Below are 22,571 nucleotides of genomic sequence, written 5' to 3'. Positions count from 1 at the left end.
CCGGCGTGCGTACGGTGTACCCACAGCGTACAGCGTACCCAGGGGGATCACCGTGCCGCAGCGCGCCAGGGCCGTCCGGAGGACCGCGGCCGTCGTCGTCGGGGTGGTCGTGCTCGCCGTGGCCACCGTCGCGTACCTGGTCCGCGACCCGTCCCCGGTCGGCTACTGGCGCTCGACCGAGGGGCGTCAGGCCTTCGACCGCGCCTACGACGCGGCACTCGCGACGATGCCCGCGCCGACCCGCGTCCTCGACCTCCCGACGACGTTCGGCACCGTGCACGTCCTCGAGTTCGCCGGACAGGCACGCGACCCGGGCGCGGTCCCCGCGCTGCTGGTCCCGGGCCGTGCGTCCGCCGGCCCGATGTGGTCGCAGAACCTCCCCGCGCTCGCGGCGGAGCGCCCGGTGTACGTCGTCGACCCGATCGGCGACGCCGGGCTCAGCGTCCAGACCCGCGAGCTGACCGGCGCGGCGGACCAGGCGCAGTGGTTGGACGAGACGCTCGTCGGGCTCCGGGTGCCGACGGTGCACCTGGTCGGGCACTCCTTCGGCGGCTGGGCGGCGGCGAACTACGCCATCCGCCGTCCCGACCGGGTCGCGACGCTCGCCCTGCTCGAACCGGTCCGCACCGTCGCCGGCCTGCGGCTCGGCTTCGTCCTCTCGACGGTCCCCTCCGCGCTCGGGCTCGGCGGTCTCGCCGCCGCCGAGGACGCGGCCCCGGGCGACCCGGTCGCGGCGATGATCGCGGCGGGAGCCCGGCACCACGCGGCGAAGCTGCCCCTGCCCGAGCAGCCCTCGGCCGACGACCTCGCCCGGCTCACGATGCCCGTGTTCGTCGGCCTGGCCGGGCGGAGCGAGGTCCACGACGGCGGCGCGGCGGCGGCCGCCGCAGAGCGCGACCTCCCCGCCGCGACGGTGCGCCTCTGGCCCGACGCGACGCACTCCCTGCCGATGGAGGAGGCGGACGAGGTCGACGCGGCGCTGATCGCCCTGATGCGGTGACGCCTCACGCTTCCTTGGTCGGCAGGCGCGACGCGAGCCCGCCGGTGATGAAGTCGCGGTAGAGCCCGATGACCCGCTCGCGGGGGAGCTCGGGGTTCGCGATCCACCAGCGGCCCAGCTGCTCCCCGACGCCGCTGATCGCGTGGGCGAAGGCGACGTCGCGCACCTCGTCGGCAGCGGCACCGTCGTCGGGGGAGAAGTGCCGGACCATCTGCTCGATGCGACCGATCGTGCGACGGCGCATCGTCGCCAGCTCCTCGGTCGGCCCGGGGGCGAGGGCGGTGCCGGGGTCGAACAGCACCGCCCAGCGCTGCGGATCGCGCTCGAGCAGCCCGAAGAAGATCTCCCCGGCGCGCTGGATGACGACGTCCATCCCGGCCCCGGCCTCGATCATGATCTCGGGCTCGCGGATGCCGGCCTCGAGCTCGCCCCGGGCGCGGCGCACGCAGGCGACGAACACCGCGTCCTTGGACGGGTGGTGGGCGTAGACCACCTGCCTCGTCACGCCCGCGGCACGGGCGATGTCCTCCATCGACGTGCCGTCGAAGCCCTGCCCGGCGAAGAGCTTCTCGGCGACGTCCAGCAGCTGGGCGCCGCGGGCCTCCCGGGACATCCGGGTGCGTCGTTCCGGCATCTCAGGGAAGCCGCCGATCGCGAGCGAAGTCCCAGAAGATGCGAGTGAGGTCGGGGCCCTGGCCGTCGGCGAACGGGCCGGTGCCGGGTCCGGGCCACGCGTGTCCCATGCCGTGCACGAGGTACTTCTCGATGAGCGGTCGGCCGCCGTCGCGGGCTGCGTAGCTGGAGTGCGTGTACGACTGCTTCCCGGGCGGGTCGACCTGCTCGACGCGGTCCGCGACGTCGTCCACCGGGGTGCCGGCGCGGGTGTCGATCGTGGCGAACTGCGACACCAGTCGATCGGCCAGGAGCGGGTCGACGGTCGTGTCGGCGTCGCCCTGGCCCACGAGCAACGGCACCGCGCGGGCCCGCGGCCCCATCTCGGCGAGGGCCTTCTCGGCGGTGTCCTGCGGGGTCACCGCGTCCGGGTTCTCCGGATCGGCCTGGTCCACGGCGTACTCGCCGCCGGCCATCGAGGTCGCCGTGGCGAACACGTCCGGGTAGGTCACGCCGAGGATCACGGCCGTGCCGGCGCCGGAGGACGCGCCGAGCACGTGCACGCGCGAGCGGTCCCCGTCGTAGTCGCGGAGCACGTCCTGCGTCATGCCGGCCAGGAGCGCGGGTTCACCCGTCGCGCGGTGCTGGTGGGCCGGGTCGAGGGCGTTCCAGCACAGCAGCGCGTTCCGCAGGATGCTCTGGCTGGGGTAGACGACCAGGAAGCCCTCGCGGTCCGCCAGGGCGTTCAGCGCGGTCAGGTCCTTCATCGAGTTCAGCGCCGAGCCGGTCATCGTGCACCCGTGCAGGGCGACGACGACCGGCAGCGGCCGGCCCGTGGCCTGCTGCGGCGGCACGTGGACCTGGTAGCTCACGGCGCCGTTCGCGTCGGTGTGCGTGGCGTCGTGGTCGCCGGCAGTGCCGGTGGCCGCGTGACCCGGCGGGGCGAACGTCAGCGCGGCGAGCGCGACGACGAGGGTGGCGAGCGAGGCCAGGCGAGCGACGGCGGTCATGGCACTCCCGGGGTCAGGTCCCGTGGTTGACGAGTCGTCACCCTAACTAGACAGCATGTCTACTAGTAAGTGGGGGTGCGAGTGCGACGCCACGCAGGCCCGGCGCCCCGGCACCCTGCGCTGTGTCGCACTCGCGGCGGGATCATGGACGACGTGCTGCCGCTGGTCACCGCGATCGCTCCCGTCCTGCGTGGCCGGGTGCTCTTCTCCGTCCCGACCCGGACGCCCCGGTTCGCGCCGACCTTCGACGACGGCCCGGACCCGGCGACGACGCCCGCGCTGCTCGACGTTCTGGCTCGGCACGGGGCGCGCGGGACGTTCTTCCTGATCGGCGAGCGCGCCGCGGCCCACCCGGGGCTCGTGGCGCGCATCGCGGCCGAGGGGCACGAGATCGGCAACCACACCTGGCGCGACGAGCCGACGTGGTTGCTGCCGCTCGAGGAGTTCCGGGAGAACCTGCGGCGGACCCAGCGGGAGCTGTCGGCCCACGGGCCGGTGCGCTGGTTCCGCCCCGGCTCCGGGTGGCCGACACAAGCGCACCTCACGGTCGCCGAGGAGGAGGGCCTGCACTGCGTGCTGGGCTCCGCGGTCGCGATCGCCGGCTCCGGGGCCGGGACGGCGACGACCGACCGGTGGCTGAGCCCGGTCGTGCGCCGCGGCACGGTGGTCGTCCTGCACGAGGGCCCGCAGCGGGTGGGCGTCGCCGGCACCGTCGACGGGCTCCTGGAGCGCACGGTCCGCCGCGGGTTGTCCGCGGTGACGCTCTCGGAACTGGCCTGAGGGGCGCGTTGCGTCGCTGTCAAAGTGTGTGCACTATGAGGTCGCCCCGGCGCGAAGGAGCCCGTCGATGACGACCCTCTCCGCGAGTCCCGTCCCCGTCGCCTGGCCGGACGTCCCGGCCACGCGGCCGCGCACGATGACGGCGGTCGTGTTCGACGAGTTCGGTCCGCCCGACGTCCTGCACACCGACACCGTCGCCGTCCCGGAGGTGCGGTCCGGCGAGGTCCTGGTCCGTGTCGCGGCGGTGTGTGTCGGACGGTTCCTCGACGTCGCCCTGCGCGCCGGACGGCACCCGGTCCGCCCGGCGCTCCCGCACGTCCTCGGCGTGGAGCACGCGGGCACGGTCGTCGCGACCGGCGCGGACGTCGTCGGGATCGACGTCGGCCGGCACGTGGCCGTGTGGCCGGTACTCGGGTGCGACCGGTGCGCCGCCTGCCTCGACGGGCACAAGGAGGCCTGCCCGCAGCTGCAGATCGCCGGGGTCCACTCCACCGGCGCCTACGCCGAGTACTCCGTCGTCCCCACGGACGCGATCTACGCCCTCCCCGCGGATCTCGACCCGGCGACCGCCGCGAGCCTCGCCCTCGCCGGGCCGGTGGCGATGAACCAGCTCCGGCAGGCCGGCGTCCGGGCGGGGGACTGGGTGCTGGTGCACGCCGCGAGCTCGGCGCTCGGAGCCACCACCGCGGAGCTCGCCCGCCACCTCGGCGCGCACGTCATCGGCACCTCGCGGGCGGCCTGGAAGCGCGAGCGCCTCCTCGGGCTGGGCCTGGACGCGGCGCTCGACCCGACCGCCGACGGGTTCGTCGACGAGGTGCGGGCGCTCACCGCCGGGGCCGGGGTGGCGGTGGCCGTCGACGACCTCGGCGAGCCGGAGATCTTCTCCCGCACCATGGACGTCCTCGCGCCGCGCGGCGTCGTCGTCTCCTCCGGGGCCTTCCTCGGCGGGAAGGTGCCGCTCGACCTGGCTCGGCTCTACACGCTCAACCAGCGCGTCCTCGGCGTGCGCACCGGCAACGCGGCGAGCGCCGAGGCGCTGTGGGCGGAGGTCGCGCGCGGCTTCCGGCCCGTCGTCGACCGGGGGTTCGCGCTGTCGGCCGCCGCGGACGCCCACCGCCTCCTCGAGGCCGACGAGGCCATGGGCCGCGTCGTCCTGACCACCGAGGCGGCCGCACCCCGACCCGCCGTCCGGACCTAGGAGAAGACGTGCGCGAGCCCGCGTGGATGCTGGTCACCCATTACCAGGGCGACCCGAGGAAGGCCGAGGTGGGGGTGGCCGTCGGCGGGCAGGTGCGCCGGGCGCCGGCCGAGCTCGCCGGGCGCACCCTGCTCGACGTGCTGGGGGAGTGGGACGCCCTCGCCCCGGTGCTGCACGGCCTCGACCCCGACCGACTCGACCCGGTCGACGACGCGGTGCTGCTCGCGCCGCTGCGCTTCCCGCCGAAGGTGCTCTGCGCGGGGGCCAACTACTACGCCCACCTCGCCGAGATGGGCGTGCCGCGGCCCGCGGGCCCCGTCGAGCCGTACTTCTTCCTCAAGCCGCCGACGACGTCGGTGATCGGACCGGGCGACCCGATCGTGCTGCCCGACCGGCACGGCCGGAAGATCGACTGGGAGGTCGAGCTCGCGGCGGTGATCGGCCGCCGGTGCGTCGACGTCCCGGTCGAGCGCGCACTCGAGGTGGTCGCCGGCTGGACCGTCGTGAACGACGTGTCCGCGCGCGACCTGCTCGACCGCCACGACCCCGTCGCGCCTCCCTTCGCGCACGACTGGGTCGCCGCCAAGGGGGGCGACACGTTCTGCCCGCTCGGACCCGGCGTCGTCCCCGCGTGGATGGTGGACGACCCGCAGGCGGTCGCCCTGCGCCTGTCGGTCAACGGGGTGGTCCGCCAGGACTCGACGACGGCCGACATGGTCACCCCCGTCGCCGAGCTGATCGCGGCGGCCAGCCGGGCCGTCACCCTGGAACCCGGGGACGTCGTCGCCACCGGCACGCCCGCGGGGGTCGGGTTCCCGCGGGGCGAGTTCCTGGCCCCCGGCGACGAGGTCGTCGCCGAGATCGACGGGGTCGGCCTGCTGCGCAACCCCGTCGTCGAGAACACCACCGAGAGGACGTGACATGGGCACGGTGAACGTCTCGAAGCTCGGCTACGTCGGGTTCGAGACCCCGGACGTCGAGCGGCTCGTCGAGTACTACACGAAGGTCCTGGACTTCGTGCTCGTCGAGGGCGACGACCGCGGGGCCTTCCTGACGACGGGGAGCGACCACCACTGCGTCGTGGTCACCCGGGGCGACACGCGCGCCCGCCAGTTGGTGGGCTACGAGCTCCACGAGGACCTCGACGGCGCCGAGCAGCGGCTGAAGGAGGCCGGGTACGCCACCGAGCGGCGCACCGACATCGGCCCCGGCACCCCGGACGTGCTCGTGCTCTCCGAACCCGGCACCGGGGTGGCGCTGCACCTCATGGACGGCCAGCAGACCAGCGGGGTCGACCGCTTCACCCCGCTGCGCCCGACCAAGCTCGGGCACGTCGCGGCCTACACCCCCGAGCTGGCGACGATGCAGGCCTTCTACCAGGACCTCCTCGGCTTCCGCTGGTCGGACACCGTCGGCGACTTCTTCGTCTTCCTGCGCTGCAACGCCGACCACCACGCCGCGAACTTCATGGCCAGCCAGAAGTACTCGGGCATGCACCACATCGCCTACGAGATGCGCGACCCGAACCACCTGATCTCGATGCTCGACCACCTGGCCCAGCACTCCTACCGCCTGCACTGGGGTCCGGGACGACACGGGCCGGGGCACAACCTGTTCACCTACCACCGCGACCCCGACGGCAACGTCGTCGAGCTGTTCACCCAGATCGACGTCGTGCACGACGAGGCCACGGGCCACTGGGAGCCGCGCCCCTGGCACGAGGAGATCCCCATGGGTCCGCGGACCTGGGAGGTCGACCTGGCGACGGTCAACCAGTGGGGGCCGATCGACCCGCCGTCGCTGGATCACTAGGGGCTCCGGCCAGCAGGTCCATCGCCGCGTCCACGCACGGCGTGCCGTGGCCCGGCGCGTGACCGTCCACCACGCGCCGGGCGGTGCCGGCGAGGTGGGCGGCCATCCGCGCCGTGGCGGCCACCGGGTCGCCGTCGCGGACGGCGTCGAAGATCGCCTGGTGCTCGCGCTGGCGGTCGGCGAAGCCGGTGCGGTGCCGGTTCTGGTCGATCCGGACGTACCGCTCGCTCTGCTGGGCGTAGGAGTTGATCGTGCGCAGCATCGTCGCCCCGCACCGGCCCACCAGCAGGCGGTGGAACGCGCGGTGCGCGACGGTCCAGCTCGCCATGTCGCCGGCCCGGTACGTCCGCTCCATCTCCCGGAACGCGGCCGTCGTGGCCCGGGTCTCCTCCCGGGTCAGGCGGCCTGCCGTCAGGCGTACGCCGAGGGCCTCGAGCGTGACGCGCGCGGCGTAGAGCGAGTCGAGCTCGTCGGCGTCGAGGCCGACGACCCGGCTGCGCTGGTTGGGCTCGGCGGAGATCAGCCCCTCCTCCTGCAGCATCCGGAACGCCTCGCGCAGCGGCGTCCGGGACACCGCGAGCACGCGGGCGAGCTCGGCCTGCTTGAGCTGCGTGCCCGGGGGGAGGTCGCCGCTGATGATCAGATCGCGCAGGTAGGCGTGCACGCTGACGCTCGTCTGACGCGGGTCGGGGATGCGCAGCCCGTCCCGCCCCTCGAGGAGCTCGCCGATCGACACGTCCGGAGTGTATGCAGAACGGGTCACGGCAGCCCGGCGAGGTGGCGCCAGAGACGATCGAGCAACGGCGGGCCCGCCGCGCGCCAGGCGTCGACGTCGTCGTCGTCGAGCACCCGCGCCGCCGGACCCGCCGCGAGGTGCACCCGGCAGGCGGCGTCGAGCAGCCACATGCGGGCGACCGCGACGCCGGGCGTGTCCCCGACGGTGAGCGCACCGTTGGCCCGCAGCAGCACGGCGTCGGCGTCGGCGAGGGTCGCCGCGGCTGCAGCGGCGAGCGCCGGGGTGCGCAGCAGTCGACCGACGGGGTGCACGGGCACGCGCCGCCCCAGCCACGCGGCCTGGCCGTGCAGCGGGGCCAGCTCGGTGGTGACGGCCGCGGCGGCGAACGCGGACTCGGGCTGGGCGCGGACGACCGCCGCGACGTCGGGGCGCGCCCGGTAGACGGCCAGATGCGCCCAGGTCTCCGGGGCGGCCCCGTCCGGGAGCTCGTCGGCGGCGACGTCCACCGTCACGAGCATCTCCGCGGTGACGTCGCCCGGCGGGATCGGCGGCGTGACGACGACCTGCCGGCCGACCCGCGCGGAGACGTGGCCGAAGGCGGTGACGAGTCCGTGGCGGGCCAGCACGCGGGCCGCGAGCGCGACCTGCCCGCGGAGGTCGGTGTCGGTCACGGGACGGCTGCGGCCTCCTGCTCCATGGCCGCGAACAGGGGCGCGAGGTCGATGTGGATGCGGAGGGAGGCCACGAGCCCGTCGGGCGCCCGGTCCAGGATCGAGACGCAGGGCAGCGGCACGTGGGCGCCGCCCCGGGTCCAGTAGTGCGTCGTCACCTCGAGGACCGCGGTGGCACCGTCGTCGACGTCCCAGCGGTGGTGCACCTCGTGGCGCATCGCCCCGATCATCGACCAGAAGCCGCCGATGGCCTCACCGATGGCCTGCCGGCCCTTCGCCGGCGAGTTGTTACCGAAGACGACCTCGGCGTCCTCGGTGTGGTGCGCGACGAACGGCTCGAGGGCCATCCCGTCGACGTCGGCGTAGTAGTCGGTGACCCAGTCGGACACGGTGGCTCCTCAGACTCCTGCGCCGGCCGCGATCCGGCGGACGGCGCCCAACGTGGCGGCCACCGCGGCGCGGTAGCTGTCGGTCATCCGGTCGGCGTAGGCCTGCTCGCCCACCGATCCGCCCGGCTCTCCGGCCACGGTCAGCGCGAAGCTGAACCGCAGCGTGAGCTCGTCCGGACCCTCCCCCTCGATCTCGTTGGCGATCGTGCCCAGCACCGACCCGGCGATCCGGGTGAAGACGACGCGGTGCGGGTGCTCCAGCGTGATCCGCTCGGAGAACGGCTCCCCGGCGAACACGATGTCGCGGTCGAATACGGTGTCGCCGTGCCTCGCCGTGACCGTGCAGTCGGTCATCGACGGGACGAACGGCAGGGCGTTGTCCGCCTTGCGCACGAGCCCGTCCCACAGGGCGTCGCGAGTGATCAGCGGCTCGCCCGGCCCGTTCACGGGCAACGCGTGGGTCACGAAGATCATGGGCGGACACCCTCCGGGAGCAGCTGGGGCTGGGTGATCGGCTTCTGCGTCGGCCCGAGCCACATGTCGATCGAGCCCCGCTCGGCCGGGTCGAAGAACCGGGGCCGCCAGGCCGCCTCGTCGGTGATCCGCCGGACGCCGTAGGAGTACTCGTAGGTCAGGCCCTCGGGCCCGAGGAAGTAGAGGAAGACCGCGCCGGACTGCGGATGGCGCCCCGGCCCCATCTCGATCTCGACGCCGAGGTCCTGCAGGTGGTGCCAGTTGCGGAACACGTCGTCGAGCTCGGCGACCTGGAAGTTCACGTGGCACAGCCCGGGGTGGTCCCCGCGGAACACCGCGAGCTTGTGGTGGACCTCGTCGATGCGCATGAGGCACGCGGCGTCGCCGATCCAGTCGGACGCGCGCGCGTTGAACGTCGTCGAGAAGAACCGGTGGGCCTCGGCGACGTCGGGGGCGTCCAGACAGAGGTGCCCGAACTCCGTGATCCCCGAGGCGCGGCCCGGCACCACCGGCCGCCCCAGGCTCTGCTGGGCGCAGACCAGCTCGAGGCGGTTGCCGAACGGGTCGTCGAAGCCCACGACCGCGCCGACCCGCCGCGTGCGCGCGTCCTCCGCCGTGCCCCGCCACACGTGGAACCCGCGGGTCTCCAGCTCCGTCTCGGCGAGCGCGAGCGCGTCCTCGTCGGCGACCGTGAACGCCGAGGCGATGACCCCCGAGGCGCCCTCGACGAAGGCCAGGCAGTGGTGACGCGCGTCGGCCCGCAGGTGCGCGACCCCGACCTCGTCGGACCCGACGTGCTCGAGCCCGACGACCTCGGTCGCGAAGCGCACCGCCCGGTCCAGATCGGCCACGCCGGACCGGACGTACGCGATGTCCGTCAGCTCGATCACGCCCGGGCCCTCCTCGCTCGACGACGACGTTGTGCAGGTCACACTGAATACACTTCGTGCTCCCTGTCAAGCTGTTCGCCGATCCTTGACGCGTCTCGTCGCAAGTGTGCACAGTCTCTACTCGTGACGACGCCGCGCACCGCCTCCGCACCCGTGTCCGCTCCGGCCCCGGCGCCCGGCGGGCGCCTCGCGGGCAAGCGGGTGCTCCTCACCGGCACGGCCGGCGGTCAGGGCGAGGCCGCCCAGGCGCTGTTCGCGCGCGAGGGCGCGCGGGTCGTCGGGTGCGACGTACAGGACGGCGCCGCGGAACGCACAGCCGGCGCGCTCGCCGACGAGGGGTTGGACGTCTCCGGCGCCACCGTCGATCTCGCCGACCCGCAGGCAGCGGCCCGCTGGGTCGACGAGAGCGCCGAGCGCCTCGGCGGCATCGACGTGCTCTACAACAACGCGGCCGGTGCCGGCTTCGCCCCGTTCGACGACATGTCGCTCGAGCTGTGGAGCCACGTCCTGCACGTGGAGCTGGACATCGTCTTCCACACCACGCGGCCGGCCTGGCGCCACCTGGTCGCCACCGGCAACGCCTCGATCATCAACACCGCCTCGATGTCCGGGCAGCGGGGCATCGCGCCGCTCGGGCAGGTGGCGCACTCGGCGGCGAAGGGCGGGGTCATCGCGATGACGCGCTCCCTCGCGGCAGAGGGGGCGGAACGGGGCGTGCGCGCGAACGCGATCTCGCCGGGGTTCCCCGGCCACCGACATGTTCGTCGGCGAGGAACTGCGGAACTTCCAGCTGGGCATGCACCTCGTGCGCCGGCCCGGCACGGGCGTCGACATCGCCCACCTCGCCGTCTACCTGGCCTCCGACGAGTCGGTGTGGGTCACCGGGCAGAACTTCTCGATCGACGGCGGGGTCACCGCGGGCTTCCGCTGACCGGGCCCGGTGACGAGGGCGCCCCCGGCAGGATTCGAACCTGCGACACCCGCTTTAGGAGAGCGGTGCTCTATCCCCTGAGCTACGGGGGCCCGTGGTGCAGCGTAGCGGTCGGTCGGCGCCGGCAGGGGTGACCGGGCGGCACCGCCGGGCGCGGACGTGGCGATCCCGAGGCCCGGGCGTCCGAATCCGTTGCTTCGTCAATTCATCGAGGGGACGGCCCAGCACAGGCGGACCGTGGTGCCGGCAGGGGACGTGCTGATGCTCGACCGGTCGGCGAGGCGACCCATCAGCGTCACCCCGCGACCGCGGAAACCGGGGTCCTCGGGCGGCCGCCGCCACGTCCCGTCGTCGCGGATCATGACCGCGATCCCGCCCCCGCACCCGCGGGTGTTCGCCACGACCTCGACGGTGCAGCGGCGCTCGCCGCCGGCGTGCTCGACCGCGTTCGTCACGGCCTCGTCGGCGAGCAGGAGCACGGCGTCGGCGAGGTCGTCGTCGAGGTCGCGGTCGGTCATCCACTCCCGCAACCCCCGCCGGAGCGTCCGTACGGCGGGTGGCATCGCGGGCTCGCGCGAGCAGAAGCCGCCGGAGGGTGCGCCTGGGACGTCGACGGCGGGTGCGCAGTCACAGACCGGGCCGCCGGTCGGGATCGTCGTGGTCCGTGACTCGGGTGCGATGGGGTACTCCTCGGGTGCGCCTCCACCCACGAAGCTCATGGGCACCGGCTGAGAGGGATACCACCCACACGCCCCGTCACGCGTGTTCCGTGGCACCCAACCGGATGGCGAGGACGACGACGTCGTCGACGGCCGCCGGGGCGACGTCCGCGATGGCGGCGTCCACGAGGCGGTCCAGCGGCAGCCCGGCGTGCAGGGTGAGGGCCTCGCGGAGCCGTCGCGCCCCCTCGTCGAGGTCCTCCCCGGGCCGCTCGATCAGCCCGTCGGTGTGCAGCACCACCGTGCAACCGTCCGGCAGGTCGACCGTGTGGTCGGTGCGGGGCCGCCGGACCACGGAGGGGAAGCCGAACAGCGGGTCGACCCCGTCCAGGACGCGGACGACACCGCTCGGCTCGACGACGACCGGCGGTGGATGCCCGGCGTTCGTCCACGTCATCTCCCACCGCCCGGAGGCGCCGTGCCGGAGCCGCGCGAGCACGGCGGTGCCGGCGTGGCCCAGGTCGTCACCGTCGACGGCCCGTTCGACGGCGGAGAGCACCTCCGAGGGCGACCCGTCGACGTCCCACGCCGCCTGTCGCAGCATCGAGCGGACCTGGCCCATGCGGATGGCGGAGTCCAGGGTGTGCCCGACGACGTCGCCGACCGACGCCGCCACCACCGGGCCCGCCGCGGGGTCCGGGTCGGGGAGCAGCGAGACGTCGTACCAGTCGCCGCCGACGTCCTCGTCGTCGTCGGCGGGCAGGTAGCGGGCGACCAGCTCGAGGCCCGGCACCTCGGGCAACGGCGCGAGCATGGCGACCTGCATCTCGTGGGCGACGGTCACGCGTCGCTCGACGAAGCGCACCCGCGCCACGGCCCGGGCCACGTAGCCCGCGATCGTGCGGGCGTAGAGCCGGTCGGCGGCGTCGAGCACCGGATCGGACGGCCAGCCGACCACCATCAGGCCGAGCTCGCCGCCCTCCCGCAGGCGCACGACGAGGGCCACCCGCGCGTCCTCGCGGGCGAGCCAGGCGGAGAACCCGTCGTCGGAACCGTCCTGCCTCCCGACGACGAGGAGCTCCTCGCCGTCCGCCGTCCCGGACCAGTCCCACGGCAGCTCCTCGCCGTCGGACAGCCGGTAGGTGCCGTTCCCGTCGAGGATGGCGACCCGCACGCACGAGGGCTCGAGCGTCCGCGCCAGCAGCTCGCCCAGGCGACCACGGACGTCGGCGAGGCCGGCGGCGTCCGTGAACGCCTGCGAGGCCCGCAGCAGGGACTGGCTGCGGTCGAACGACGCGTTGAGGTCCCGCTCGACGAGGTCCCGCCGCTCGCGCTCCCGGCGGGCCTGGACCACGGCGAGCCGCACCCGGAGCTCGGCCGAGCAGCCCGCGGCGAGTCCGGCGAGCAGGTCGAGCTCGTGCGCCGTCCACTCCCGCGGGCGGTCGTCGATGGCGCACAGCGATCCGAGAACGTTCCCGTCGCCGTCGGTGAGCGGCATGCCGGCGTACGCGATCACGGACAGGTCCGGGACGGCGAGGTTCTCGTGCACGCGGGCGTCCTCGCGGGCGTCGACGACGACGAGGGGCTCGGCCGTGACGACGACGTGCCGGCAGAACGAGTGGCTCAACGGTGTGCGGCGCTCGTCGGACCAGGGCTCGGGCAGGCCGGCCTGGCCGGGGAAGGACTGTCCGTCCGGGTCGACCAGGGAGACCAGGCCCACGGGCACCCCGAGCAGCCGACGGACCCGCTCGGCGATCTCGTCCAGCAGTGCGTCCGCCTCCGCGGACAGCCCGGACTCGTGCAGCGATCGCAGGCGCGCGGGGTCGCCGAGGACGTCGACGTCCCCGGTGCTCTCCCCACGGTGGTGCTCGGCGCGCATGCTCCTCCCGCGCGCGATCCTAGGCATCCGCCGCCCGGCGCGGATCGTCGTCCCCGCCTCACCCGTCGCGGGCGTCGCCGCTCACGGGCCCGACGACCTGGCTTCCACGTCATGCCCTTCTCGTGGTGCGGCGACGACGCCCGAGACCCGCTCGACGCCGTCGACGACCAGTCGTCCTCCGGGCCGCAACGCCGCGGCGATCGCCGTGAGCGCGCGGTCCGCCGGGTGCCGCCCGTCGAGCACGCCCACCCGGACCGCGAACGCGAGGTCGAACGGCTCGTCGTGCGGATCGAGCGCGAGGTCCTCGATCGCCACGCACCGGACCGAGAGCCGCCCGGCCGCGATCTCGGCGGCACCCGCCGCCGTCGCCCGGCGGACCGCGGCCGGGGAGCGGTCGATCGCGAGGACGTGCCGCACCCGGCGTGCGACCTCGCGAGCGGCGGCGCCGGGCCCGCAGCCGATCTCCAGGACACGGGATGTCGAGTCCAGCGGCAGGGCGTCGACGATCGCGGCCAGGCGCGGCGAGAGGGTCATGCTCCCTGGACCGCGTGTCGGCCGGGAACTCATCGCCCGAGGATCAGGCGAGGTCCTTGAGCTGTGCCCCGATCCGGCGACCCATCTCCTCGCCGAGCGCCTGGAGCCCGGACAGCGGGCGCACCATGACCTCGAACTCGGTGATCAACCCGTCGTCGTCCACGCGGATCAGGTCCACGCCCCTGAGGTCCTTGCCGTTCACCCGCGCAGAGAACTCCAGCACCGCGTCGTGGCCCTCGCGGAACGTGCGGTGGTAGCGGAAGTCCTCGAAGACGGTGAGGACCGTGCGCAGCGCGAGGACCACCGCGTCGCGCGTCGGGTAGGGCGTGTGCGCGACCGGGGACCGGAAGACGGCGTCCGGGTGGACGATCTCCGGGAGGTCGGTCATGTCGCGGCGGGCCACCATGTCGTGCCACCGGTCGAGGGTCTCCGCGAGTGTCATGGGGGCAGCCTGCCGCACGGCCGTCGTCGCGGGACGACGTCGTCGTGCCGGAGTGTGACCTGATCCTCACTGTCCGCTTCCGGTTGCGGACAACGGGTAATCGTTAGGCATGCGAACCGACGGGGACCGGTGGGACATCACGACGAGCGTCGGCGCGACGGCGCTGGGCGTCGCCGCAGCGCGCGCGGTGGAGAGCAGGCACGACGAGCCACTCGTCGAGGATCCGTACGCGCAGGCCTTCGTCGACCGTGCCGGACTCGACGTCAAGCTCCCCGGGACGCCGTCCGCGGACGCCGACTCCGAGGCCCTCTGGAACACGATGTCGACCTACATGGGCGTGCGTTCCCGGTTCTTCGACGAGTTCTTCCGCGCCGCGGCGGGTGACGGGGTGCGGCAGGTCGTCCTGCTCGCCGCCGGCCTCGACGCCCGGGCTTTCCGCCTCGCCTGGCCGGGCGACGTCACGGTGTACGAGGTCGACCAGGAGGCCGTCCTGCAGTTCAAGGACGAGGTCCTCGACGCGGAGCGGGCGACGACCACGACGCGCCGTGTCCCGGTGGCCGTCGACCTCCGCGACGACTGGCCCGCGGCCCTCACTGCCGCCGGGTTCGACCCGGCGCAGCCCACCGCCTGGCTGGCGGAGGGACTCCTGCCGTACCTGCCGGCCGAGGCCGAGACCCTGCTCTTCGACCGGCTGCAGACCCTGTCCGCCCCGGGCAGCCGGGTCGCCGTCGAGCACTTCGCCCTCGCGGCCGACCACTTCGCCGACCATCCCCGCTTCGCCGAGATGGGCAAGGTGTTCGGCGTCGACGTCGCCGACCTGATCTACCTCGAGCCCCGTGAGCGCACCCCGGAGGCACACCTCGCCGAACTCGGGTGGAAGACCCTCGGGGCGAGCGCCCGTGACCTCGCCGTCGCCTACCGCCGCCCGCTCGACGACGAGGTCGCCGACCTGATGGGTGGGGTCTCGCTGCTGGAGGCGGTCAGACTGGCCGACTGACCGGCTCAGCTGTTCGTGATGCGGAGCAGGAACGCGATCCAGGTGCGGTAGGGCGCGAGGGGTGCGAGGGCCGCCGCGAGGACCGCGGGGTCCGCGTAGTCGGCGGGGTCCCGGCCGTGGAGCCGGGCGAGCGCGGCGGTGGCCCGCGGTTCGTCGGGCCACTCGTCGACGACCCCGCACGCGCGCAGCCAGATCCCGGACGACCAGAACTCCCCGATCCCACGCACCCGGCGCAGCGCCGCCCGGGCGCCGACGGGTCCGAGGGCGCGGAGGCGCTCGACGTCGAGGTCGCCGTCGAGCGCCGCCCGGGCCACCCCGTGCAGCCGGCGGACCTTCTCGGCCGGCAGCCCGGGAATCTCCTCGACCCGGAGCAGCGTGGCCGGCGACGGGAAGCAGTCCACCCCGGCGAGCCGGGTGCCGTGATCGGCCGCGATCCCTCGGGTGAGCGTGGCGGCCTGCGCCTTCCCGACGCGCGGCGAGATCACCGCCCACGCGGCCGCCTCGTAGACCGAGGGGAACAGCACCGGCCGCCGTCCGGGGTGCGCGGCCAGGACCGTCCCGACGGCGGGATCGCGGCGCGCGACGTCGTCGAGCCCGGCGCCGGAACGGTCGAGCGACAGGATGCGCGCGGCCTGGGCGAGGGCCCGATCCGGCGAGCCGGTGCCGACCGTCCCGATCGTCACCGGGCCGTCGGGCCGGTCCTGGTCGACGGTGACGGCGAGGGGTGCGAGGTCGTCGTCGGCGATCGCGCCGAGGACGAGCGGGCCCCCGTCGTCGGGACCGGCGTGGCGCGCGACCGGCGCCCACCGCATCACGGACGACCGCGCGGCCGTGAGCGAGAACGGGCCGTCGGGGCGGATCGAGCTGGTGGAGATCGTGACGTCCGGTGTCAGCATGGCCGCACTGCTGACGTCGGGGTGGGTGCTGGTCATGGGCGGAACGATGCGCCTCGATACCCGACACGTGCTGTCGTGATTCTGCGACAATCTCTCCCACCATGCGCTCCGATCGGCTGCTCGCGACCCTGCTGCTCCTGCAGGCCCACGGCCGTCTGTCCGCCCCGGAGATCGCGCGGCGTCTCGAGGTGTCCACGCGCACGGTGGCGCGCGACGTGGAGGCGCTCTCGTCGGCCGGGGTGCCGGTGTACGCGGAGCGCGGACGGCTCGGCGGGGTCGTGCTGATGCCCGGGTTCCGCACCGACGTCTCCGGGTTGACGGACACCGAGATGCGGGCGCTGCTGGCGCTGACGGACGACCGCGCGGGGGCGCTCGGCCGGGAGCTCGCGTCCGCGGTGCGCAAGCTGCTCGCGGCCATCCCCGAGGCCCGGCGGCCCGGGATCACGCAGGCGCGCCGCACCGTGATCGTCGAGCAGCACGCGTGGCGCCGACCGACCGCGGCACCGCCGGCGTTGGGCGTCCTGGAGCGGGCGGTCGCGGTCGACGAGCGCGTCCGGATGCGGTACCGCTCGGCGTCCACGGGCACGGTCAGCACGTCGACCGTCGACCCCTACGGCCTCGTCAGCAAGGCCGGCACCTGGTATCTGATCGCCGCGCGGCGGGGCTCGCCGCGGATGTTCCGCGTGGACCGGGTGCAGGAGGCCGAGGCGACCGGTGTGCCGGCCCGCCGTCCGGACGAGCGGGGCCTGGAGGAGGTGTGGGCCGACCTGCGGGACCGGCTGGAGGCGGCCCCCGAGGCCGTCGACGTGCGCGTGCGGGTGGTGCCCGACTGGCGCGACCGGCTGCTGCGGGTGGTCGCGCCGCAGCTCGTCGACGACCCGCGCGAGGCCGTGGACGCGCTCGACCTGCCGTTCCGGTCCGCGGGCGCCGCGGTCGGAGCGCTGCTCGGGTTCGGGGCCGCGGTGGAGGTGCTCGGTCCGGTCGACGTGCGCGCGGAGATGGCCGCCCGGGCGGCCGAGGTGGTGGCGCTCTACGGGCCGTCGTGCTGAACCGATCTCATCCCTGCCCGGACCGGGCGTCCGCTGGTTAGGGTTCGCCCATGACGACGGTGCTGGTGACCGGTGGCGGCGAGCGGCTCGAGCAGGTGGCGGCGGCGGTGAAGGCGGCGGGGGCCGAGACCGTCGTGGTGGACGACCCGGGGCAGCTCGGCGAGGCCGTGACCGGGAAGACGTTCGACGGCTACGTGCAGCTGCCGGTGGCGATGACCCCGACCGAGGGCAGCGTCGTCGCGAAGGTCGAGCAGTTCCTCACGCAGGGGATGCTCTCGCGGTTCCGCGCGGCGGCCACCGTGCTGCCGACGCTCGCGCCGGAGGCGAACGTCATGCTCGTCGGCGGCCAGACGAACGTCGACGTGGACGCCCCGGACGACGCCGACGCCCGCGCCGCCATGCTGCGGGTGCTGGCCCACGCCCTGCGCGCCGAGCGCGCCCCGGACCGTCTCACCGTCCGCGTCGCGAACTCGACCTGGACCGCCGAGCAGATCGCCGCCAAGGTCACGGGCACCGGCCCGAGCGGGCCCGGCGAGCAGGGCTCGGACGACGCCGCGATCGGCAAGGCGTACGCGGACTGGCGCGCCGAGGTCGTGGGGCTGGCCCGCGTCGAGTTCTAGGCGCAGCCACCTCAGGTACCTCTCAGGCCGTCGGCCCATAGTGGGCCCATGCGGATCCTCGTCGTGGACGACGACCGGGCCGTGCGCGACTCGCTGCGCCGGTCCCTGGCGTTCAACGGCTACCAGGTCGAGCTCGCGACCGATGGCCAGCAGGCCCTGGACGCGATCTCGACCCAGCGCCCGGACGCGCTGGTGCTCGACGTCATGATGCCCCGCCTCGACGGGCTCGAGGTGTGCCGGCGGCTGCGCAGCGCGGGCGACGACCTGCCCGTCCTCGTGCTGACCGCCCGCGAGGCCGTCTCGGACCGGGTCGCGGGCCTCGACGCCGGCGCCGACGACTACCTGGCCAAGCCGTTCGCGCTCGAGGAGCTCCTCGCGCGGCTGCGCGCCCTGCTGCGGCGCACCTCCCCGGAGGAGCGTGACGACACGCCCGACCCGCTGACCTTCGCCGACCTCTCGCTCGACCCCGCGACCCGCGAGGTCCGGCGCGGTGACCGGCCGATCACCCTGACCCGCACCGAGTTCAGCCTGCTCGAGCTGCTGATCTCCAACCCGCGCCGGGTGCTCACCCGCAGCCGGATCCTCGAGGAGGTGTGGGGCTACGACTTCCCGACGACGGGGAACGCGCTCGAGGTGTACATCGGGTACCTGCGCCGCAAGACCGAGGCCGACGGCGAGCCGCGCCTGATCCACACCGTGCGCGGCGTCGGCTACGTCCTGCGCGCGGACGCCTGAGTCACCGGCCCGGCGTGATGCCCTGCACGTTGATCGACTCCGCGGTGGGGCCCGCAACCAGGCGCGTCGTCGTCATCGCCGAGTCCTGCGCGATGGACGGGTCGCGGTAGAGGCCGAGCTTCAGGTAGTCCGCCCCGTCGAGGAGCGTGCCCCGCGGCGGGTGGTAGTCGCGCAGGACCGCCTTCCCGTCGCGCCACACGTCGATCACGGCCTTCGCGGCGGAGCGCGAGAAGTGCACGTGCAGGACGACGTCGAGCCGGTCGTCCGGGCGCAGCGGGCCGAGGTCCTGCTGGTCCCCGCCGACGTTCGCCAGGCGCAGCCGGCCGCCCCCGGCCTCCAGGGCGACCGGTGGCGAGCCGGAGTTCGCCCGCTGGTGCCACTGCAGGATCAGCTGCCAGGTCGAGGTCCCGGTCGGCAGCCCGTGCAGGGCGCTGACGTCGTGCACCCACACGTCGTCGCCCTCGCGGTACTCGGGCGTGCGGGGGAGCACCTCGGAGCGCCGGCCGCCGCCGGGCAGGGCGAAGCGCATCGCGGGGCCCGCCACCACGCGCGGGCGGGCGCCGCCCTGGGTCTGGTCGGAGTCCCCGACGTCGTCGAAGTGCGACGCGAAGTCGCCGGTCGCGGAGTCGAACACGCCCTTCCCGGTGGCGGGCAGGGCGGCGAGGGCCCGCCCGGCGGCCAGGGGGTCGACGCGGGCGGCGGTGGTCGGTGGCGCCCCGGCGGTGACCACCTGCGCCCGGGCGCGCACCGGGTCCGGCGCGGGCCCGTGGCCCTGCGCCAGGAACGGCGGGACGGCGAGGACGGCGCCCGCGAGGACGGCGGCGAGGACCAGGCGCAGCCGGGTCGGCGACGGCGCGGCCTGCCGACCCGCCGTCGTGACCCCGCCCGTCTGCCCCACGCCGGATCCAACGACCTCCCGGGTCACCCGGATGCGCGCGGCTTCACCCCCGGGAGGCGGTGTGTCGGGTCGAGGAGCCGCCGACCAGGTGTCGTCCGGCCTCGGAGGACCCAGCGAACTCACACCTCCGTCTCATGGAGTCGACCTCCCGGCGGGCGCACCATCGAGGGGTGGACATGGTGGTGTGGCAGGACCCGAGGCCCTTCCGGGGCACCCGGCGCGCGGTGGCGTGGCTGGCGGCGGTGACGGTGGACTCGCTCGACCTGCTCGGTCAGGGCGCGGTGGCGTTGGCGCGCACGATCTCCCGTCGGCTCCCGGTCGCGCGCCCGGCGGGTTAGGCCCGGGTCAGGCCCGCGGCACCCAGAGCCGCAGCAGCGCGCCGCCCGACGGGGCCTCGTGGGCCGAGACGCCCCCGTGGTGGCGGGCCGCGGTCTGCGCGACGATCGAGAGCCCGAGGCCCGACCCCGGCATGGTGCGCGCGTCGGCGGACCGGAAGAACCGGTCGAACACCAGCGCCCGCTCCTCGGGGGCGATGCCCGGCCCGGCGTCGGCGACCTCGAGCACCGCGGTGCCCGGCCGCTCCGGCGCCACGCCCTCGCGCAGCAGCACGGTGACCGTCCCGCCCGGCGGGCTCCACTTCGCGGCGTTGTCGAGCAGGTTCAGCACGGCGCGCTCGAGGGCGCTGGCGTCCCCGACGACCTCCAGCGGAACCAGCTCGGCGGCGAACGTCACGCCCGGGGCCCGCGGGCGGGCGCGGTCCAGCGCCCGCTCGACGACCTCGGACAGGTCGAGGTGCTCGGCGGCGACCTCGGGCGGGTCGTCGCGCGCGAGCTCGACGACGTCGCCGACCAGGGTGGCCAGCTCGTCGATCTGGGCGCGCAGGTCGGCGGTGAGCTCCGCCCGGTCCTCCGACGACAGCCGGGGCGCGTCGGGACGGCCGGACGCCGCGCCCTCCTCCGCGGCCACCAGCAGCTCCAGGTTGGTGCGCAGCGACGTCAGCGGGGTCCGCAGCTCGTGCCCGGCGTCGGCGACCAGCCGTCGTTGGCGGTCGATCGACGAGGCGAGCGCGGCGAGCATCGCGTTGAAGCTGCGGGTCAGGCGGGCGATCTCGTCGCCGCCGGTCACCGTGATCGGCTGCAGGTCGCCGGTGCGCGCCACGCGCTCCGTGGCCGAGATGAGCCGCTCCACCGGACGCAGCCCGGCGCGGGCGATCGCGACCCCCACCAGGGCGGCCAGCACCACCCCGATCATCCCGACGACGACGAGCACGATCGCCAGCCGGGAGAGGGTCCGCCGGGTCGGCTCCAGTTCCTGGGCGAGCACCAGCGCACGCCCGTTGCCCGACTGCACCGCCACCACCCGGTACGGCGCGCCGTCCACGAAGCCGGTGCGCGGCGGTTGGGGGGTGCCGGTCGCCACGGAGAACTCCGGCGCGCCGATCGGGGGCTGGTTGCCCTGGATGAAGGTGGCGCGGTTGGTCGTCGCGGACACGATGGCCACCCGGAAGTCGCCGGCCGCGAGCGCGTCCGACGACACCACCCGGAACAGGAGTGCGGGGTCGGCGAGGTCGCTGGAGGAGGCGGCGGTCGCCCGTTCGACGAGGCTCTCGTCGAGCTGGTCGTAGAGCGCCCGGTAGGCGGTGAAGAACACCGCGACCGCGATCAGCGCGACGAGCAGGCCGGCGCCGACCGACACCAGGATCGCCACCCGGCGCCGCAGGGGGATCTCGAGCAGGACGTGCCATCCCGACGGCGGGGCGGGGCGGTCGGGCTCCTCGGCGTCGCCCGCTCCGGGGCTCGGGGCCGTCCCGGCTGACGTGCTCATCGCCCCCGATCCTCCCCGACGACGCCGTGGGGAGACCGTGACCTCCCCGGCGGGCCCGGCGCCTCCCGATGAGGAAGGCTGGCGGGCATGAGCGAGACGCCCCGTCGGGACGACGAGCCGGACCGCGTCGGGGCCCCGGGGGTCGGCGACGACCCGGCGACGATCGAGCGGCCCGGTCTGGGCACCGGGTACCGGGGCGCGGGTGTGCGGTGGACCGACGAGGCGGACCGGGCGGGCACCGCGGCTCCGGCGCCCGAGGCCCCCCGCTCCTGGTCGGGGGCGCCGTTCGGGGCGTCCGGGGGCGAGTCGTCGCCGTACGGCTGGGGCCGCCCCGACCCGGCGTCGGGAATGACCCCGACGCCGCCCGGCGGGTTCCCCGCCGACAGCGGGGCCGGCTGGGGCACGCCCGGGCCGGGGCAGCCGCCGCCTCCGGAGGGACGCCGCCGCGGCCTCCTCGCCGGCGCCGGAGCCGTCGGACGCACCGGTCTCGTGCTCGTCGCGCTGGTGGCGCTGGTCGCCGGGCTGGTCGGCGGGGCGATCGCGGGCGCGCTGTTCACGTCGTCGTCCTCCGGCACGTCGCTGGGAGCGGTCGGCTCCTCGGACCCGCTCCCGCCCGCACCCGCCGGGTCCGTCGAGGCGATCGCGGCGACGGTGCTCCCGAGCACCGTGCAGATCATCGGGTCGTCGGGCGCCGGCTCCGGCGTGGTCATCTCCGCCGACGGCCTGATCATGACGAACAACCACGTGCTCGCCGCCGGCCGCAGCGGGGGGCTGCAGGCGGTGTTCGCCGACGGGTCGGCGGCGCCGGTGTCGCTGGTCGGCACCGCGCCGGCCGCCGACATCGCGGTGGTGCGCGCGACCGGGGTGTCGAACCTGCGCCCGGCCACGCTGGGCGACTCGACCCAGCTCCGCCAGGGACAGGCCGTCGTCGCGGTCGGCTCGCCGCTGGGGCTGTCCGGGACCGTGACGACCGGCATCGTCTCGGCGCTGCGCCGCCCGGTCGCCGCGGGCGGATCCGGTGCGGGCCAGGAGAGCACGCTCGACGCGATCCAGACCGACGCCGCGATCAACCCCGGCAACTCGGGCGGGCCGCTGGCCGACGCCCAGGGCCGCGTCGTGGGCATCAACACCGCGATCGCCAGCGTGACCGGCGGGGGAGCGGGCCAGGAGGGCGGGTCGATCGGGCTGGGGTTCGCGATCCCGATGAACCACGCGCGGCGCATCGCGACGGAACTCGTCGAGACCGGCCGGGCCACGCAGGCGATCATCGGGGTGCAGGTCACCGACGGCGGGGCGCGCGGCGCCACCGTCGCGAGCGTGACGCCGGGGTCACCGGCCGGGTCGGCCGGGCTGCAGGCCGGGGACCTGGTGACCCGGGTCGACGACCGCGCCGTCGAGGACGCCAACGCGCTGGTCGCGGCGGTGCAGTCGAGCGCGCCGGGGCAGGTCGTCACGCTGACCGTGAGCTCCGGCGGGGGAGCACCTCGTCAGGTGCAGGTGACGCTGGGCAGCCGGGTGATCGGCGGGCGCTGATC

Annotated in this window: 26 protein-coding genes, 1 tRNA gene and 1 pseudogene; 13 read left to right on the top strand and 15 right to left on the bottom strand. The window is 74.9% G+C overall.

The window, feature by feature from the left end; all coding sequences use genetic code 11:
• The first annotated feature begins 52 nt into the window (after nucleotides 1–52).
• Complete coding sequence (locus QRT03_RS30600; RefSeq protein ID WP_286056955.1) at nucleotides 53–1,000, top strand: alpha/beta fold hydrolase; 948 nt, start codon at nucleotides 53–55, stop codon at nucleotides 998–1,000.
• A 4-nt stretch (nucleotides 1,001–1,004) separates the two neighbouring features.
• Here the strand turns inward: QRT03_RS30600 and QRT03_RS30595 are convergent, their stop codons facing one another.
• The gene (locus tag QRT03_RS30595; protein WP_286056954.1) at nucleotides 1,005–1,613 is read right to left on the bottom strand and encodes a TetR/AcrR family transcriptional regulator; all 609 of its coding nucleotides are present in this window, start codon (nucleotides 1,611–1,613) and stop codon (nucleotides 1,005–1,007) included.
• A 22-nt stretch (nucleotides 1,614–1,635) separates the two neighbouring features.
• Nucleotides 1,636–2,622, bottom strand: a complete 987-nt coding sequence (locus QRT03_RS30590; RefSeq protein ID WP_286056953.1) for an extracellular catalytic domain type 1 short-chain-length polyhydroxyalkanoate depolymerase — start codon at nucleotides 2,620–2,622, stop codon at nucleotides 1,636–1,638.
• Nucleotides 2,623–2,775: 153 nt separating this feature from the next.
• Here QRT03_RS30590 and QRT03_RS30585 point away from each other — a divergent pair, with 153 nt between their 5' ends.
• The 4 genes from QRT03_RS30585 (at nucleotide 2,776) to QRT03_RS30570 (ending at nucleotide 6,412) form a co-directional block, all read left to right on the top strand.
• Nucleotides 2,776–3,402 (top strand): polysaccharide deacetylase family protein, encoded by a 627-nt coding sequence (locus QRT03_RS30585; RefSeq protein ID WP_286056952.1) that lies wholly within the window; start codon nucleotides 2,776–2,778, stop codon nucleotides 3,400–3,402.
• A gap of 67 nt (nucleotides 3,403–3,469) precedes the next feature.
• Complete coding sequence (locus tag QRT03_RS30580) at nucleotides 3,470–4,600, top strand: alcohol dehydrogenase catalytic domain-containing protein (protein ID WP_286056951.1); 1,131 nt, start codon at nucleotides 3,470–3,472, stop codon at nucleotides 4,598–4,600.
• 8 nt (nucleotides 4,601–4,608) lie between these two features.
• Nucleotides 4,609–5,520, top strand: coding sequence for a fumarylacetoacetate hydrolase family protein (locus tag QRT03_RS30575; protein WP_286056950.1), 912 nt, complete (start codon nucleotides 4,609–4,611; stop codon nucleotides 5,518–5,520).
• A gap of 1 nt (nucleotide 5,521) precedes the next feature.
• Nucleotides 5,522–6,412 (top strand): VOC family protein, encoded by an 891-nt coding sequence (locus QRT03_RS30570; protein ID WP_286056949.1) that lies wholly within the window; start codon nucleotides 5,522–5,524, stop codon nucleotides 6,410–6,412.
• On the opposite strand, the gene QRT03_RS30565 is transcribed toward QRT03_RS30570, so the two are convergent.
• Genes QRT03_RS30565 through QRT03_RS30545 form a run of 5 tightly spaced genes read right to left on the bottom strand, consistent with a single transcriptional unit; the run spans nucleotide 6,369 to nucleotide 9,572 of the window.
• Nucleotides 6,369–7,148, bottom strand: a complete 780-nt coding sequence (locus QRT03_RS30565; protein ID WP_286056948.1) for a GntR family transcriptional regulator — start codon at nucleotides 7,146–7,148, stop codon at nucleotides 6,369–6,371. The two genes, QRT03_RS30570 and QRT03_RS30565, sit on opposite strands and share 44 nt — an antisense overlap.
• Nucleotides 7,149–7,171: 23 nt before the next feature.
• The gene (locus QRT03_RS30560; RefSeq protein WP_286056947.1) at nucleotides 7,172–7,819 is read right to left on the bottom strand and encodes a class II aldolase/adducin family protein; all 648 of its coding nucleotides are present in this window, start codon (nucleotides 7,817–7,819) and stop codon (nucleotides 7,172–7,174) included.
• Entirely contained in the window at nucleotides 7,816–8,208 is a 393-nt protein-coding gene (locus QRT03_RS30555; protein ID WP_286056946.1) for a nuclear transport factor 2 family protein, read from the bottom strand. The genes QRT03_RS30560 and QRT03_RS30555 overlap by 4 nt, the downstream gene beginning before the upstream one ends.
• Before the next feature lie 9 nt (nucleotides 8,209–8,217).
• The gene (locus QRT03_RS30550; RefSeq protein WP_286056945.1) at nucleotides 8,218–8,682 is read right to left on the bottom strand and encodes an SRPBCC family protein; all 465 of its coding nucleotides are present in this window, start codon (nucleotides 8,680–8,682) and stop codon (nucleotides 8,218–8,220) included.
• The gene (locus QRT03_RS30545; RefSeq protein WP_286056944.1) at nucleotides 8,679–9,572 is read right to left on the bottom strand and encodes a VOC family protein; all 894 of its coding nucleotides are present in this window, start codon (nucleotides 9,570–9,572) and stop codon (nucleotides 8,679–8,681) included. The genes QRT03_RS30550 and QRT03_RS30545 overlap by 4 nt, the downstream gene beginning before the upstream one ends.
• On the opposite strand from QRT03_RS30545, the pseudogene QRT03_RS32280 reads away from it, so the two are divergent.
• Both QRT03_RS32280 and QRT03_RS30535 read left to right on the top strand, forming a co-directional pair.
• Nucleotides 9,477–10,256, top strand: a pseudogene (locus tag QRT03_RS32280) (SDR family NAD(P)-dependent oxidoreductase); the annotation flags it as partial. The gene QRT03_RS30545 and the pseudogene QRT03_RS32280 sit on opposite strands and share 96 nt — an antisense overlap.
• Before the next feature lie 73 nt (nucleotides 10,257–10,329).
• Nucleotides 10,330–10,503 (top strand): SDR family oxidoreductase, encoded by a 174-nt coding sequence (locus QRT03_RS30535; protein WP_286056942.1) that lies wholly within the window; start codon nucleotides 10,330–10,332, stop codon nucleotides 10,501–10,503.
• 19 nt (nucleotides 10,504–10,522) lie between these two features.
• Here QRT03_RS30535 and QRT03_RS30530 read toward each other — a convergent pair.
• The 5 genes from QRT03_RS30530 to QRT03_RS30510 form a co-directional block, all read right to left on the bottom strand.
• Nucleotides 10,523–10,595 (bottom strand) — tRNA-Arg (locus QRT03_RS30530).
• 108 nt (nucleotides 10,596–10,703) lie between these two features.
• Nucleotides 10,704–11,066, bottom strand: coding sequence for an ATP-binding protein (locus tag QRT03_RS30525; protein ID WP_286056941.1), 363 nt, complete (start codon nucleotides 11,064–11,066; stop codon nucleotides 10,704–10,706).
• A 193-nt stretch (nucleotides 11,067–11,259) separates the two neighbouring features.
• Nucleotides 11,260–13,041, bottom strand: coding sequence for a GAF domain-containing SpoIIE family protein phosphatase (locus QRT03_RS30520; RefSeq protein ID WP_286056940.1), 1,782 nt, complete (start codon nucleotides 13,039–13,041; stop codon nucleotides 11,260–11,262).
• A gap of 81 nt (nucleotides 13,042–13,122) precedes the next feature.
• Nucleotides 13,123–13,575, bottom strand: a complete 453-nt coding sequence (locus QRT03_RS30515) for a class I SAM-dependent methyltransferase (protein ID WP_286056939.1) — start codon at nucleotides 13,573–13,575, stop codon at nucleotides 13,123–13,125.
• A gap of 43 nt (nucleotides 13,576–13,618) precedes the next feature.
• Complete coding sequence (locus QRT03_RS30510) at nucleotides 13,619–14,017, bottom strand: nuclear transport factor 2 family protein (RefSeq protein ID WP_286056938.1); 399 nt, start codon at nucleotides 14,015–14,017, stop codon at nucleotides 13,619–13,621.
• Nucleotides 14,018–14,126: 109 nt separating this feature from the next.
• Here QRT03_RS30510 and QRT03_RS30505 point away from each other — a divergent pair, with 109 nt between their 5' ends.
• The gene (locus QRT03_RS30505) at nucleotides 14,127–15,014 is read left to right on the top strand and encodes an SAM-dependent methyltransferase (RefSeq protein ID WP_286056937.1); all 888 of its coding nucleotides are present in this window, start codon (nucleotides 14,127–14,129) and stop codon (nucleotides 15,012–15,014) included.
• A gap of 5 nt (nucleotides 15,015–15,019) precedes the next feature.
• On the opposite strand, the gene QRT03_RS30500 is transcribed toward QRT03_RS30505, so the two are convergent.
• On the bottom strand, nucleotides 15,020–15,946 hold the full coding sequence (locus tag QRT03_RS30500) for a DNA-3-methyladenine glycosylase family protein (RefSeq protein ID WP_286056936.1): 927 nt from the start codon (nucleotides 15,944–15,946) through the stop codon (nucleotides 15,020–15,022).
• 65 nt (nucleotides 15,947–16,011) lie between these two features.
• On the opposite strand from QRT03_RS30500, the gene QRT03_RS30495 reads away from it, so the two are divergent.
• The 3 genes from QRT03_RS30495 to QRT03_RS30485 are packed head-to-tail and all read left to right on the top strand — an operon-like array spanning nucleotide 16,012 to nucleotide 18,314.
• On the top strand, nucleotides 16,012–16,959 hold the full coding sequence (locus tag QRT03_RS30495; protein WP_286056935.1) for a helix-turn-helix transcriptional regulator: 948 nt from the start codon (nucleotides 16,012–16,014) through the stop codon (nucleotides 16,957–16,959).
• A 50-nt stretch (nucleotides 16,960–17,009) separates the two neighbouring features.
• A complete protein-coding gene (locus QRT03_RS30490; RefSeq protein WP_286056934.1) occupies nucleotides 17,010–17,579 on the top strand; it encodes a hypothetical protein in 570 nt (189 codons plus the stop codon).
• Nucleotides 17,580–17,627: 48 nt separating this feature from the next.
• The gene (locus QRT03_RS30485) at nucleotides 17,628–18,314 is read left to right on the top strand and encodes a response regulator transcription factor (RefSeq protein ID WP_286056933.1); all 687 of its coding nucleotides are present in this window, start codon (nucleotides 17,628–17,630) and stop codon (nucleotides 18,312–18,314) included.
• 1 nt (nucleotide 18,315) lies between these two features.
• Here QRT03_RS30485 and QRT03_RS30480 read toward each other — a convergent pair whose 3' ends face one another.
• Nucleotides 18,316–19,212 (bottom strand): heparin lyase I family protein, encoded by an 897-nt coding sequence (locus QRT03_RS30480; protein ID WP_286056932.1) that lies wholly within the window; start codon nucleotides 19,210–19,212, stop codon nucleotides 18,316–18,318.
• A gap of 170 nt (nucleotides 19,213–19,382) precedes the next feature.
• Between QRT03_RS30480 and QRT03_RS30475 the strand changes: the two genes are divergently transcribed.
• The gene (locus QRT03_RS30475; protein ID WP_286056931.1) at nucleotides 19,383–19,550 is read left to right on the top strand and encodes a hypothetical protein; all 168 of its coding nucleotides are present in this window, start codon (nucleotides 19,383–19,385) and stop codon (nucleotides 19,548–19,550) included.
• Nucleotides 19,551–19,557: 7 nt separating this feature from the next.
• Here the strand turns inward: QRT03_RS30475 and QRT03_RS30470 are convergent, their stop codons facing one another.
• Entirely contained in the window at nucleotides 19,558–21,036 is a 1,479-nt protein-coding gene (locus QRT03_RS30470; RefSeq protein WP_286056930.1) for a sensor histidine kinase, read from the bottom strand.
• An 87-nt stretch (nucleotides 21,037–21,123) separates the two neighbouring features.
• Here QRT03_RS30470 and QRT03_RS30465 point away from each other — a divergent pair, with 87 nt between their 5' ends.
• Nucleotides 21,124–22,569, top strand: a complete 1,446-nt coding sequence (locus QRT03_RS30465) for a S1C family serine protease (protein WP_286056929.1) — start codon at nucleotides 21,124–21,126, stop codon at nucleotides 22,567–22,569.
• Nucleotides 22,570–22,571: the final 2 nt, after the last annotated feature.

The organism is Actinomycetospora termitidis, from assembly GCF_030286555.1.
Classification (GTDB): domain Bacteria; phylum Actinomycetota; class Actinomycetes; order Mycobacteriales; family Pseudonocardiaceae; genus Actinomycetospora; species Actinomycetospora termitidis.
The sequence above is the reverse complement of the archived record's forward strand: the minus strand, read 5'-3'. Positions and strand labels throughout refer to the sequence as shown.